We start from the raw sequence: 14285 nt of genomic DNA, 5'->3' as shown, positions 1-14285 counted from the left end.
ACTTCGGCATTACTTTGCATATTTTCAATGCGGCATCTCGCTCGAACATAAGTTCGCCCTAAATCGGGATCACTGCGCGATTTTATATTGTTCCAACTGGACGACGCTCCGATGAGCCTACTTGATGATGATGAACCTTCTTCAGTTACCACTAGACCAAATAGATTAATTGGGTGGCTGAGGCGATTTCAGCACTTTCTGTTTCCCGTCGCCGGCATAGCGATTGCCCTGCTGGCGATATATGTTCTAGAAAATCTCCTTCAGAACACATCTCGAAAAGATACCCTTGAGGCGTTTCACAGTTTTTCGGGGTCCACGATCGGCCTCGCCGTACTCTTTACAATGCTTAGCTATGCCGCAGTAGCACTTTACGATGTGGTTGCCGTTGACACGATTGCACCCAACCAAATTCCGCGCCGAATTGCAGCTGTAGCAGGTGCAGCAGGCTATGCGATCTCAAACGCAATCGGTTTCTCGCTGCTGACCGGCGGCGCACTTCGATATCGTATCTATGCGGCCGAGGGCATAAGTCTCGCCGACATTGGCAAAATCGTCGGCACCTCGTGGTTTGCGATCTGGTTTGCTCTCATAATCATGGTCGGAGCAGCTTTACTTATCGACCCGCAAGATGTGCCATGGATTTCTAACATCGACGCACGCATCGACATTGTCGCCGGCATCGTGATTCTTGGTGGAATCACGTGGCTGGTTTATTGGCTTTCGCATGGCCAGCGCACCCTACGCCTCGGCGCGCTTAGCCTTCGTCTGCCCAATTCGAAAGGCGCAATCACCCAGATTTTTGCGGGTCTCGTTGATGTCGGCGCAGCTGCCGCAACGCTTTACGTGTTGATGCCACAAGATGCAGTTCCAAGTTTTGCACTTTTCTCATTGGTTTATGTGATTGCTATCGTGCTTGGCATTGCCAGTCATGCGCCAGGCGGGCTGGGAGCGTTCGAAGCAACAATTATTGCGGGCTTGGGCATTGGCGGAAAACCAGAGGCTATAGCTGCGCTTCTAGCATACCGTTTGATTTACACGGTCATGCCGCTCGTCGTTGCTACTGTAGGAATTCTGATCTGGGAAATCTTACGTCGCAGAAAAAAACTTGGACAACATGCTAAGCTTGCCAAGCGCCTCGTTGAGCCGCTTATTCCGGGCCTGTCCGCCAGCATCATTTTTCTGGGCGGCATTATCCTGCTCATTTCGGGAGCCACGCCAGATCTGCATTATCGAACCAAAATTCTCTCAGATATTGTCCCTGAGTTTTTTGTAGAAACATCTCATTTGGCTGCAAGCTTGGTCGGTGTCGCATTACTTATTGTTGCACGCGGTTTGTTTAAACGGCTGGAACGCGCCTGGATTGCAGCCCTAGCACTCCTGCTTTTCGGTGCTGTATTTTCGCTCACCAAAGGTCTCGACTGGGAAGAAGCAACTATTCTATGCATGTTTGCCTTCGCGTTGTGGGGCTTCCGTGATTCATTCTATCGCCGTCCAATATCCGGCCCATTCGAGCTTAGCTGGAGCTGGATAGCATCGGTCGGAACCACTGTTATAGTTTCCACCTGGCTAGGCTTCTTCGTTTATCGTCATGTCGAATATTCCAGCGATCTTTGGTGGGATTTTGCCTGGAACGACAATGCGCCCCGTTTCCTTCGGGCAACGGTTTTGGTGTTCGCAGTGGTTGCGGCCGTTGGACTTCACTCCATTATCAACCGGCACAGCCAGCGCAAACGCAAACGCGACTACTCAATTCCAGCCGCGGTACCCGCACTCGTAGCCGCTTGTCCTCACACGGATGCGGCACTTGCTATGCTCGGAGACAAGCAATTCATGCTCTCACCTGATAGCAGTGCATTTATCATGTACGCGCAGTCTGGCGGCAGCTTGATCGCACTGGGTGAGCCTATTGGCGATGCAGAAGCGGCCAAGGAGCTTGCATGGTCTTTCCACGGTCTTGCCGACAGAATGGCTCTACGCACTGTGTTTTACGGCGTTGGTCCACAAAGCCTGCCGTTGTTCCTCGATATGGGGCTTGTTGTTCTGAAGCTTGGTGAAGTTGCACGCGTCGATTTGACCAATTTTTCACTTGAAGGTCCTCGTCGCCAGCCGTTCCGCTATGCCGATCGTAAGGTTGAGAAGGACGGACTGACCTTTGAAGTCGTCGACGTTAAGGACGTGCCTACGTTGGTCCCACGCCTGCGCGAAATCTCAGACGCATGGCTTGAACATAAATCGGGCAGTGAAAAAGGTTTCTCTCTGGGCTATTTTGATGATGATTATATCAAGCGTTTTGACGTGGCCGTATTGAAGAAGGATGGTGAAATCGTAGCCTTCGCCAATCTCTGGCGCGGCGCTGAGAAATACGAAATCACCGTCGACCTGATGCGCTATATGCCCAATGTGCATAAGCTTTTAATGGACGCGCTTTTTGCAAAGCTTCTTATTTATAGCAAGGATCAGGGATATAAATGGTTCAATCTGGGCGCGGCGCCACTCTCTGGACTAAACCGCAGCAGGCTCGCGTCACGCTGGAATCGTTTCGGGTCGTTCATTTATCGACGAGGTGCGGACCTCTATCACTTTGACGGTCTCAAAGCCTTCAAAGAGAAGTTCGACCCGATCTGGACGCCACACTACATGGTTTGTCCCGGTGGCCTTGAAACACCGCGTACGCTTATCGACGCTACTACACTGATCAACGGCAACCCTCTGGAGTTCATTCGCAAATGAAGAAGCGGCGCATTCTTTTGACTGTCCTCGGGCTGGCGCTGATCGTTGGCGCTGGCGGCTATGCTGCCCTTCATCCAGGCAAGATTGCCCGTCAATGGGCTCAGTTCTTCAATGCAGACAAACCTCTCATCCATGCGAGCGCCGAACGGCTTTCCAACATCCCGGTCTATATGCCGAAAGGTGATCCGGTTGGGATTGCTATTCTCTTGAGTGATGAAAATGGCGTTGGCGACAAAGAACGCAGCTATTTAGATGCGATGTTAGAACGTAATATAATTGTATTGCCTGTGGAGCTTGGCCCTTGGCGCGCCGCGCTCGACAAAGAAGATGGCGAGTGCAACTACCTCGACTCCGATTTTGAAGCGATTGCGAAAGAAGCGCTGCGCGGACTTGATCTTGATGTCTATTTCCATCCCGTCGTGACGGGCATCGGTCAGGGTGCAACGATTGCTTACGCTGCAGCATCTGACTCACCTGATGCTACAATCGCAGGGGCAATTTCTCTCGATCCAACGCCTGCAAAAACGCGTTTGCCCTCCTGTACTGAAGCAGCCGAAGCCAATAAGACACCGGAGGGAGGCTTTACTTATGGCTATGACGCGAACATGCCTGCGCCTACGCTCGTTATCGGGCCAACAGGTTCTCCCGTAAATAACCCGGTGCAAGCACGTCAGAAGAAGATTGCAGTATTGCAATCCGGAGCAGATTTTCCGACACGGATGAGAATGGCGGTCGATAACGTCGTTGCCATGGCCGATCAGGACGCAAAAAACGAAGCTTTGCCCATCGTCGACCTGCCTGCAAAAAACGGCAGTGCTGATATGGTTGCTGTGTTTTATTCCGGCGACGGTGGTTGGCGCGATCTCGACAAATCAATTGGCGAGTGGTTGCAGGCACATGGCGTCCACGTCATCGGCGTCGACTCTCTGCGTTATTTCTGGTCGGAACGCACACCGGAAGAAATTGCTCGGGATACAACGGCTATGATCCATAAAGCCGACCCAACCGGCAAGCTGCCAGTAGCCGTGCTCGGTTATTCTTTTGGTGCGGATACATTCCCCTTTGCGTGGAAATATCTCGACCCTGCATTACAGGATCGCACAAAAATGATCGGACTCCTCGGCGTCGAAACCACGACCACTTTCCAGGTTTCAATTGAAGGTTGGCTCGGAATGGATGGCGACAAGAACGTCGTCCCCGCCATCGCGACAATTCCGCTTGATCGCATCGTCTGCGTTTATGGGGAAGAGGAAGACGATACCGCCTGCACCGCACCAGAGCTCAAAGGTGCGGACCTGATGAAACTATCGGGCGGTCATCACTTCGACGAAAACTACGAACCGATTGCAGCGGCTTTGCTTGACAAGATGCGCGCGCGCGCGGGCTTGCCACCGCGCCCTGCCAGCTGAAATCTTATAAAAGGCACCGGCCAAGCCGGTGCCTTTAACATTTATGCTTTGGCAATTGCAGCCACTTTCCACCGCACCAAATCGATAGCCAAAAATACCAACAGACTCAGACCGATCATCGGTAATGTCCATCCGATAACAGCCGCAATTAGGACAACCACAACCCGCTGCGAAATACGAAGATAGAGCCAGCTCTGGATGAGCGTTCGAGGCGTGGAACCGGCAGGCGGCCTGCGCTTCCACCAGATGCGATAACCATAGATGATCACTCCCATAAGTCCCAAACCCAGCAAAGCCATAGCGACTTGATTGGCGACGCCAAACAGGACGCCCATATGTAGATCGATTCCCCAGCGAATAAGCTTTGCGATAATTGGAAACGTTTCAAAATCCGCTCGGCTGATGACCTGCATATCACGCGGATCGATTGCAATCGTATCTACCTGCGTTGGCCATGAACGATCATATTCTCGAACCAGCCATGCCTGCTCGGCGTTGCGCGGAAACCGAATTTCCAGCATCGGCGATTCAAGGCCGGATTGTCTTGCCAGAAGATTTACGGCGTCCAGCTGGCCAGTATAGTCAATCGTAGATAGTGCTGCATATTGATTTTGATGATTTGTATGATCGTGATGTTCAGCATTTGGATCAGCAGCGACGCCAAGCTTATCAAGGGACACCGACACAGACGGTGTTATCCATCCAACAGCAGTACGGAAATCATCGATCCGTCCGCCAGCCAGCTGCGACCAGGTCATGCCTGTTACTGAAAGAAAGATCAGTCCGACTGCAATCCAGATACCTATCTGTCCATGCAGACGGCGAGTGCGGAGGTGCGTGTTCTCTTTGGCCTTTGCATTACGCCGCAAATCGCGCTTCCACCACCACAGTAGAACCCCGCCAAGCGCTGCAACCCAAAGCCAAGACGCAGCCAGCTCGCTATAATAGCGCCCCAAATTACCGAGCATGAGACTCCGATGAAGATAATCAATTGACGCACGTAACGGCAAAATCCCACTCGTTCCATAGACGATCAGATTGCCTTTGATCGCCAACGTTATCGGATCGACGAAAATCGCTCGGCTCTCGGATTCACCAAGGCCCGGCTCATTAAACATGACGCGCGTGTTCCAACCCGGACTCGTGGATGGACGAACAGCGAAAAGCTTTGGTTCGTCACCAATAAAATCACGTGCGGCCTTAACCTGTTCCTCCAACGGCAGCACAGTCCCAATCGAAGATGTGCGTAACTGGCCGCTATAAAGTAGATCTTCGAGTTGCGGTGTGAGGACGTAAAGCGTGCCTGTAAACGCGGCAGTCAGAATGAATGGGCCGACGAACAGTCCTACATAAAAGTGCAGCCGTGTAATGAAAGCCTTCAAGCTTGAACCGGTTGCACGCATTGCCTCGGTCGAATGAGATTTGGGCTTCGATAGTACAGTATCTGTCATGACAGCACCTCATCTGGTGCAGCATTTGCGGATAGATGAGTAGAAAACATTGGCATCTCCAGCCTATGTGAAACAGCCAGACGGCTCGCAACATCGCCTCAGTCAGAATGAGCGAGCTTGCGTAACGTCGGATTTGATTCATGCATCAGATAAAAATGCAGGGGGGCCTCTGGGAAGATGCGTTTTTGCCAGATGATCTGGTGGGCCAAGAATAGCAAGCCGTATAATATGGTTCGCAGGGATGAAGATGGCTTGATAGGAAAGCGAAAACGTTTGCGCAGCAAGGCCTGTTCCTATCGCACATGCAGCCTGACAAAGCGTCGAGCAGCAGGAACGTGCCAGCTCCTTAAGTGGGGCCTCATCCCTCATTTCCTGGGTTTCATGGATTGAGCAGATGATTGCGTTCGGGCCGTTGGACCATGCAACCATCGAGGCCTGAGCGTAGGACGTTATGATGGCCTGAATCAGAATAACGAGCGAAATTGAGGCGACCCAAAGGGCAGCTTCAAATTTATCGCCGACTATTCTGGCTTTAAGGCTCATAGTCGCTCATCTCATCCCTCGACGAGATTGTCACTGCGACAAATACGAGAGCCAAGCGACAGAAAATTTTTTGGAACTATTTCTTATCTAACTGCAGAATGGGAATTTTTGGCGCAACTCCAGACTGCGGTTTACCTTTGGGATTGTCAGAGCAATCAAACTGGTAGAGTTGTGGTGACGCTGAAGGTGCAAACAATGGCAAATCCCTTGCCGATCGCAATTCCGGCTTGATGCGCCAGGCAGGTGGAGCAGATTGGTCACTCAAAGCGCCTGTGCCTTCAAGCGGAACGAGGTTGCAGCTTACGGCTCCCGCCGGAGGAACAGAGGCCCTTATGCCGCTTGAGACCACAATAGCCATAATGATATAACATCTTATTTTTAATCGCATGATCATTCCCCGAAAGATCATGTCAATTTAAGCAAATAACCGCTCAGCGGTATCGCAAAGCTTCGCCGACAACTGGAAGGGATCAATTAGTTGTAATGACGTAAACTATTCACGCATCAAATAAACTTAGCGGAAATCTCAAGACCATCCCTCCAACATTTTGCGCACCGAAATGAAATGCTGTACCGATAATTTCCATGGCGTTATGGAGAGGTTTTCACTCTTTGATATAGACTTTGCAGAGCTCTAATTTGATCTCTGCCCGGACTGCCGCGATTGTTGGCACAGATATACCGGACTATGAATTTTCAGACCTTTACGGCTCAGGTGTCTTTCCCGTGAACCCGCTCACTATGGAGCAGACAAATCACCCGTATATCCGAGAACAGCAAAGCGAAGCTGGTCCAGCTCGCATTACTCGACAAGAGCAGACGAGTCTGATCATATATTGGTTAGATCGGAGACGCGCGGTTTGGTCAAAACACAACGGCAATTAACCGCGTAACGTATTGATGAATATTGAACAGAACGAGATTTTTGATGAGTTTCAGATTTCCTTGCTTATTCGGAAGCATGGCTGGTCAAACATTGTGCTGAGCCTGCCGGAGAAAACTCACACGTCGACTGTAACTGATATATTTTCCAGCGTAGTCACCAATATCCTTGAGTGTTGCGAAGCTGTGGTTGACAATCACCAGCACACTCAACCCTTCTTCGACGAACCAGGAGGGGCGGTGTGGCGCTTCACTCCAGACCCGGTCATGAGACATCTGGTAAGGGTCAGGATTTTCGAGCTGTCAGATCAAGCAGGTACATTTTCTGAATCCGATTTGACCGTTCCTGTTGTAGACTTTTTAGCGAAACGAAAGCACATGCTCCTCAATTTTATGATGGAGCTGTGGCGTACGAAACTGCTTTATGCGGACGCATCGTTTTATAAAGACCGTCAGGAATTTCCACATGGACGATTTGAAATGGTCTGGAATAAATGGGCGAAAGCAAATATAGGATGCCCGTTCCTGTTACCGGCCTAAGTTCAGATCAGTACCCTCGATGTGCAAATATTCATCGCAATGAAATCGGCCTATAATTGTCTAAACAGGCTATTGTTCGCATAGACTTCAAATAATCGGCACAGGGAGCTGTGCGTTTTTGCTGACCGGCGGTCGGTGATAACAGTTCACTGTTCTCGCATCTTCAACTGTTTTTCTTAGCCGCTCGTGTAGCAAGATCTCGATGGAAGCTCCCAACCATTCTCGATATCAACGTCAGAAGTAAATCACCGTCTAATACTCACTTTTAGACAGGCATGCCAATCGCCAGTGCGTCATGATACAAACCTGCTCTAAATTGTCTGCGCTTTGATACCTTAGCGACATTGCTGCACAAAGCTGCCGGATGATGCTTATTGATTAAGACCATTGACGTTACACTTTAACTGCGCGCTGAGTTCAGCGGGGGACCATACGCATTCGTTTTGCAAGTCCTCTCAACACGGAAGCTTTTGGTTGCGGCACTAACCATTTTCAACTGCAACAAACTGTCATTTCGGAATTCGACGATAATACTTATTTAATGTAGGCATCCTGTTCGCAGGACTGCACCCGTATCGCGCAACCCAAGCCCCCCGCCCAAAGCGCGATACGGGCCACATGAAGATGGGCGACCGCGCCCAATGATACCTTCAAGAACAAAGATAAATCTCACTAAATTAGTATGATTATGTACTTGACGGTACTTGTTGATTTACTAATTCAATACTGCTAGTGACGGTTATCTGGGAGGATAAGGCCGCCTGCGCGCGCTTCGGCGCTGCCGGGCGGTTTTCCATTTTAATGAGCCACTATGCATCCACCGCATACCTAGTGTGCAACATTGCTCATTGTAATCATCGTACCAGTGACCTATTTTTATATTGTCCAGCCTCACTCCTCCTCCCAGAGGCTGAACTCGAAGCGTGGCACTCCTCCTCCCAATCGCCGCGCTTTCCAGATCCGCCCGCTGCACACTCCTCCTCCCAGTGCAGCGGGCGTTCTTGTTTTAAGTCTGTCACCTCCCGATCGATCAAAACTGTGTCTCACTCTTCGAGTAAGGTCGACAGCCTGAAAGAGTTGTTGCAAGCACTCCTGGAGAATAACGGAACCGGGATGGATATCAGCAATTCGAGGAATGGATCGATTATTCTCTTTCAGCCCCTTCACTTTGAGCATCCATTAATAACAGTACCCGTTGACGATGAAGAACCATTCCTCGTTCACCCGCTTTAGCCGATCTAAGTTTAAAGCCTTGGAGTTCAAACACTCAACGATGCAAATGCTCTTGTGGTGAGTATGAAAGCGACGCAACACTGCCGAATTCCTTCAACTCCACAATCATACAAGCGGAAAAAGAAACGTAAGCTTTTGTTGCGTGCCACCGTGAAACTGACAGCCGCTTCTTCTCGACGTAACGGTCGATGTCGGGAATTTTTCGGATGGATGTTCATACGAAGCAATCCTAGAAATTGATGTGGGGTAAAACCAGCCTCCTAAACCCATTCCAGATGGGTACCCCCCTGGAAGTTGAGAAAATCTGATTGCAGAGTGTCAACTTCTCTGACGGATACGGATGATTAACCACGTCGATTTACTGAGCTTTAAGCAAAATATTACAATAAATGAATATGAAAAAACGAGCTCGCTCTCCAATCGCAGAAACCGCAATCAGAAGTGCCATTCTCGCCGCACCAATGGTGATCGCTATGCTTGCCGTTTACTCAGCTTATGACAAAGAAAGCCGCGTGACTTTTGCAATCGACAAAACAATCACCGGATCGATTAGCAAGCCTCGATACTGATACTATATCAAAGTGTTGTTATATATTGGCACCTCCAACAGCTGAAAGATTTCCAGCGACTGGAAAGCTTTTCACATCTCGAAGCTGCCTTCAACCGTACACGTATACGCCGATATCAGCGAATAATAGGCTGACGGACCTTAACAGTGAGCGTCGTGCCAATTGCTGTCGACCCACTGGCGTATGCATTCTGGACGAACTCGCTAAAATCGCCGCTCTTTAGTTAGAAGTGAGCCGCGTTCATCAATGGCAAAGCGACGGCGCCTCTTGTCAGGTGCACAGAAGAGGCTGCGCAAGGCACATGCCAGCACCCAGAGGACGCCTCCAGTCCGTTACTTACCATCTGGCGGAAGTGTGTTGAGCTGCCGCGGCTGGTGAGATTGTATGTTAGTCAGTTATCCACACCCCACATATACGGCTGCCCAAAGTGAGAACACAAGCGGAACATACAAAGAATCCGATTCTTCTTACGCGAAAGGTGCCAAGTTTAGCTTGGGCCCTGAGGTCTTGTCGGGCTCCCTATCGGTAACATATATCCGCTTGATCGGATTGAGATTAAAATACTGAGAAATCATCAATTCTGTCGAACCAGTCGGATAACTTTCAAATAGTATCGTAAGAACACTCTCAGGAAGAAGGGATCGAACTCTAGTCGGTGTTTCTCGGCATTCGTACCCACCTGACCACGCTTATACGAATTTCGGCGCCATTCTTCTTCCACGTTGACGTCTATCAAACGTTTAATATGCCAGGCAGTGTCGGGCGTTCCGCTCTCTAGTCGAGCAATGCTTGCAACCCGAGAAAAAATAGACGCCTTGGACCTTAACGGCGCGTGGTAGAGAGGGATGCAGATGGGTACATTCCCTAGACAGATGTCAGCGCCGTGATTTCCTTTCAAAAGCGAAAGCTGCTTATTGGCTCGCCATAGGAATTTAGGGGGATATGCAGCTTCAACAAATCCGACTTCACCAGAGTTTACGAGAGCCATAGCTTCCGATTTCGAACCCAAAATTGGGGCTCTGTAAAGCATGCTGGCTAAGTTGCGTAGACGCTTATGCAAAGCACCGCGCCTTTGGACGAAGTTATTTATCTCCATTTCAACGGCCAAGCTGTCAGTCTCACGCAGAACATTTGCTAATTTTGATCTTTTCATCGGCAAAAATTCGTCGGCATCTAGAGGTAAAATCCAATCTGCGCCCAAACTTATGGCAAGTTGATAAAGCTCATTCACCCTCAAGGCCTGTTCGAATTCACCTGGCATATCGATGACGATAAGGCGTGGATCGACCCGCTCGAGCTTGTGAAGTGCCTCCCTTGAACCGTCCGTTGAACCATTGTCGCCTACAATAAGTCGGTCTAAGCCAACGACGTTCAGGTGATACAAGACATTGAACAATACGACATCGATCTCATCTCGCTGAAGCAAAATACCGATTATCTTCATCTTCGCCTGCACACATCAACCCATGATTGAAATTTATCGCTGCTCTGCCGAAATACGACGAAATTATCAAGGCTGATTTGAAAGCATCAAACAATATTCTCTCGAATTTTCCCTACATTTGGGATGGGCACGTGGAAGTAGAAGCGAAAGCCACATTGATTGGAAACGTTGATGTTCGTACTGGCCCTGCGTTCGGCCGGATACTGGCTTACGGCACAGTCGGCTATCTATATGTCCGGAACGATAATACACAGTCTAGGTGTTCCAAAACCCGACACCACCCGCTTTAACCGAGACCTCTAACCGGAGCGGTTGGAACGTAGGAGCTGGCGTTGAGTAAGCGCGCTCTCAAAACTGCATTGCACGGGCAGAATATTGCGACACAGACCCTGGTGAGCCCATTCGTCAATTTCATTCAAGTTAAAACAGCACACAGCAACGCTAGGAAATGCTCGCAAGCTCGTGCAATGCATTGTCTTTTCCTGAGGCTGTAAGATCATCAGCGAGCGTTTTAACAGTTCCAGATCGATCGGTGAGCGCGGCACCGGATCGCCCCCAACTATCCGGAGTTTTCTTTTTAAGCTGGGCTCCGGCTAGGAGGCGGATTTTACTAGACTACGCACTGATAGTGCATGTTTTAAAAATACCTTTAGGAAGAACGGGGCAAATTGCAGTCGGCGTCGGGTATCCTTAACATCTAGATGGCCATTTGAAACGGAACTACGTCTCCATTCTTCTTCAATGTCTACGAAAGCTAGTCGTTTTATATGCCATGACTGGGTAGGCGGCCCCTCCTCAAGGCGGGAAATTCTGACAATTCTGTCTGAAATAGCCGACTTTGACCGTAGAGGTGCATGATTTAAGTCAATTGAAAACTTGACGTCGGGAAGGTCTATATTTGCTTTATGGTTGCCTTTGGCGATCAACAACGCTTTATCTGCCCTCCAAATGTACTTTGGTGGATAAATGCTCTCAAGAAATGAAATCTTTCCTTCAAGGACGTAATTCATCGCATCTGCGGCGGTGGCGCTCGGAGGAACTGCATAATACATGCTCGCGAGGTTATGCATCCTCATTCTTTCCGCTCTTCTTGTTTGAGCGAAATTTCGAATTCGCATGTGGACAGCAGGGTCATCGCTTTTCTTCAGGACATCGTTCAATTCGTTACGATTCACTGAGAGAAATTCGTCGGCATCCAAGGGAACTACCCAGTCCGCTCCATTATCGATAGCAATTTGATATAATAGATTTGTCCTATCTGCCTGAGCAAACTCACCCGGCATATCAACAACCAATAAGCGCGGATCACGCTTTTCGAGCCGCCGAAGTGCCTCTCTTGAGCCGTCAGTAGATCCATTATCGCCGATGATAAGACGAGAAAACCCAAGAGTATTTAGGTGATGCAAAACGTTAAAAAGGACAACGTCAATTTCATCGCGCTGCAGCATAATGCCTGTAATTTTCACGCCTTGCCCCTGCTTTTGTTATAATTTTTCGCCATCTAGTAGCGGACAGACGCCAATTGTAAAGCTTTATTGATAGCGATGCCCTGGAGTTTGGATTTGAGGAAAACATGTCGATACTTTGATGCTCAGGTTCCCCATCTTGTGCGCAAAGTTAATCGGCCAGACCAGATCTTCTTATTTACAAACTATCTCAGCAAGAGCTTGATCGACATTATGGTACCGGCAACTGAGGAGCTTTTCTTCACAGAATGGCAGCGTCGCCAAATGTTTAAGCAGCGGCCACAGCTCGTGATAAAACTGAAGGTCTGCGACGCTTTGGGCTGATAAGAATCGCATACCTCAGTGGCGCGCTGTGGACCACATAAGGGAGAACAGGTGCGCGCTTCAGGATAAAGACTGCGGACAAGACAATGCCAATTGTCAGGAAGGCAAAAGAACAAAGGCAGAAGAGCGTTCTCGTGAATAGCTTCGTAGACATCCGGACATCATCTGTTTTGACTCATCCTTTCGCGAAGAAATGAAACTGCGCGCCTCGCATAGGCGAAGCACGTTGTTGTGTTCACATTGTCATTCTGAAATTAGATCCGGCAAAGTGCCAGCATCTGATGGGAAGCGACATTGTGTTTTCAATGTAGTGTGAGATGATTCACTTGCGACGCGGACCAAGCCAACGCGCAAATATCCAGTCGGCCCTTCGCTTGCCGGGAGTTCTCTCTCTGGTATTCGAGCTAATAACTGACTGGTGGACGACAATTATTGAGCTTCTTGTCGGATCACCGCCCTGACATACTGGGGAGTTTGTCAGGGCACTTTTCAGCATGAGATCGCCTGAAGGGCGGCAGACATTCAGCTGCAGATTTGATTCGGGTCATAATCTCCAGCGGGGTAGCCTTGGGGAGATTGCTATGAAGCATTTACCTGTTGGCGCACTTATCACTGGCACCTAGGTAAACACTGCTGTTGGCGAGGCATTTGATTGGTTTGGCGGCTATATAGTCGCGAAGATCGGCGGAAGATGGGCGAAGAATTTTATGAGTGGAACGCTCCAAATGCTAATCCGAATTCGACTCATCGGCCGCACGGCGTGTACGGCGGTTACAAGTGGCAATTCGGGAAGATAGTGACGGGGATTGATGCTAGCCTATAGACAACGACCCTCCGGATGATGATCCAGATTGGAACAATTAAGCAGACATTGAAGGCTAAGCCAAAGTTCTTGGCAGTGTAATCCTGGTATTGGCTGTGTATTCGCCCGGGTATTGCTGTAACGGACGGCTGAATTTAATTCCGCCGGAACCACAATTCATATTCCTAGATGTTTGAGTAGGCTGTCGAGGAAGTTGCGGTAATAGCCGGCGATCAGCATTGCTTTATCGGTGCCCTTGACGACAGTTCGCGCGCCTTCTGGATCAGCTTTCCCTTTGCCGAAAAAATCTGTGAGCTTACGATCGGTGAACTTGCCCAGCACCATTTCTTCGAAGAGGAAGCAAATTGCCGTTCTGGGCTCAAGCGCTTTCTCAGGCGCATCGGCGATACCGAACTCCTTGTAATTGTCCTCACCTGTTATCTGCTTTAAGCCGCGTCCGCGATAGGTCCAACCGTCATTAACGCTGTCGTTGCCCATGCCGCCGCCATAGACCTTATTGGCAAGTGTCTGCGGGTTAATCACATATGGCCGGGCTGCTGCAATAGACGAAAAGCGCTTTGGCCACACTTGCCTTATCCGCGCAGCCGACGAATAATTCAAATACTTAACGACCGGCTGCATCTTGCCTCCGGTTTCATGAAAAACCATCGCAAGGATGTGAGCGATTTGCTCGTCCGGCAAATTCTTACGCTCAGCGTCGGCAAAGACAGCCTCTGTGCCGCTCACATCAGCCTGGCTCAAACGGCCGCCAAAAGGCGCGCGCCTCGCATACGCGAAGAACGTTGCTTTGTTCATTTGATTGTCCTTGTAATTAGATTGGAGAAAGCCCCGCCGCTTTGATGCGTCGTGCCATAGTGTTTACTCAAAAATT

9 protein-coding genes are annotated in these 14285 nt (G+C 49.6%); 4 read left to right on the top strand and 5 right to left on the bottom strand.

What is annotated here, in order from left to right:
• Positions 1-111: 111 nt before the first annotated feature.
• Both mprF and KMS41_13935 read left to right on the top strand, forming a co-directional pair.
• Complete coding sequence (gene mprF / locus KMS41_13940; GenBank protein ID QWK80009.1) at positions 112-2730, top strand: bifunctional lysylphosphatidylglycerol flippase/synthetase MprF; 2619 nt, start codon at positions 112-114, stop codon at positions 2728-2730.
• Positions 2727-4139: a virulence factor family protein gene (locus tag KMS41_13935; GenBank protein QWK80008.1), complete on the top strand. Its 1413-nt coding sequence runs from the start codon at positions 2727-2729 to the stop codon at positions 4137-4139. Before mprF ends, KMS41_13935 begins: the two co-directional genes overlap by 4 nt.
• Positions 4140-4180: 41 nt before the next feature.
• Here KMS41_13935 and KMS41_13930 read toward each other — a convergent pair whose 3' ends face one another.
• The gene (locus KMS41_13930) at positions 4181-5590 is read right to left on the bottom strand and encodes a PepSY domain-containing protein (GenBank protein QWK80007.1); all 1410 of its coding nucleotides are present in this window, start codon (positions 5588-5590) and stop codon (positions 4181-4183) included.
• Between the two features lie 138 nt (positions 5591-5728).
• On the bottom strand, positions 5729-6133 hold the full coding sequence (locus KMS41_13925; GenBank protein ID QWK80006.1) for a hypothetical protein: 405 nt from the start codon (positions 6131-6133) through the stop codon (positions 5729-5731).
• Positions 6134-7033: 900 nt separating this feature from the next.
• Here KMS41_13925 and KMS41_13920 point away from each other — a divergent pair.
• The gene (locus KMS41_13920; protein QWK80005.1) at positions 7034-7555 is read left to right on the top strand and encodes a hypothetical protein; all 522 of its coding nucleotides are present in this window, start codon (positions 7034-7036) and stop codon (positions 7553-7555) included.
• Between the two features lie 1628 nt (positions 7556-9183).
• A complete protein-coding gene (locus tag KMS41_13915) occupies positions 9184-9357 on the top strand; it encodes a hypothetical protein (GenBank protein ID QWK80004.1) in 174 nt (57 codons plus the stop codon).
• Between the two features lie 574 nt (positions 9358-9931).
• Here KMS41_13915 and KMS41_13910 read toward each other — a convergent pair.
• The 3 genes from KMS41_13910 to KMS41_13900 all read right to left on the bottom strand — a co-directional run bounded on the left by KMS41_13910 (position 9932) and on the right by KMS41_13900 (position 14209).
• Positions 9932-10801, bottom strand: a complete 870-nt coding sequence (locus tag KMS41_13910) for a glycosyltransferase family 2 protein (GenBank protein QWK80003.1) — start codon at positions 10799-10801, stop codon at positions 9932-9934.
• Positions 10802-11394: 593 nt separating this feature from the next.
• A complete protein-coding gene (locus KMS41_13905) occupies positions 11395-12267 on the bottom strand; it encodes a glycosyltransferase family 2 protein (GenBank protein ID QWK80002.1) in 873 nt (290 codons plus the stop codon).
• Between the two features lie 1303 nt (positions 12268-13570).
• Positions 13571-14209: a chitinase gene (locus tag KMS41_13900; protein ID QWK80001.1), complete on the bottom strand. Its 639-nt coding sequence runs from the start codon at positions 14207-14209 to the stop codon at positions 13571-13573.
• Positions 14210-14285: the final 76 nt, after the last annotated feature.

The organism is Ochrobactrum sp. BTU1, assembly GCA_018798825.1.
Lineage (GTDB): Bacteria > Pseudomonadota > Alphaproteobacteria > Rhizobiales > Rhizobiaceae > Brucella.
The sequence above is the reverse complement of the archived record's forward strand: the minus strand, read 5'-3'. Positions and strand labels throughout refer to the sequence as shown.

Bases quoted from the DNA above. Each gene is read 5' to 3' on its own strand.
- mprF (QWK80009.1), top strand. From the start codon at position 112: ATGAGCCTACTTGATGATGATGAACCTTCTTCAGTTACCACTAGACCA.
- KMS41_13930 (QWK80007.1), bottom strand. From the start codon at position 5,590: ATGACAGATACTGTACTATCGAAGCCCAAATCTCATTCGACCGAGGCA.
- KMS41_13925 (QWK80006.1), bottom strand. From the start codon at position 6,133: ATGAGCCTTAAAGCCAGAATAGTCGGCGATAAATTTGAAGCTGCCCTT.
- KMS41_13935 (QWK80008.1), top strand. From the start codon at position 2,727: ATGAAGAAGCGGCGCATTCTTTTGACTGTCCTCGGGCTGGCGCTGATC.
- KMS41_13915 (QWK80004.1), top strand. From the start codon at position 9,184: ATGAAAAAACGAGCTCGCTCTCCAATCGCAGAAACCGCAATCAGAAGT.
- KMS41_13910 (QWK80003.1), bottom strand. From the start codon at position 10,801: ATGAAGATAATCGGTATTTTGCTTCAGCGAGATGAGATCGATGTCGTA.
- KMS41_13920 (QWK80005.1), top strand. From the start codon at position 7,034: ATGAATATTGAACAGAACGAGATTTTTGATGAGTTTCAGATTTCCTTG.
- KMS41_13900 (QWK80001.1), bottom strand. From the start codon at position 14,209: ATGAACAAAGCAACGTTCTTCGCGTATGCGAGGCGCGCGCCTTTTGGC.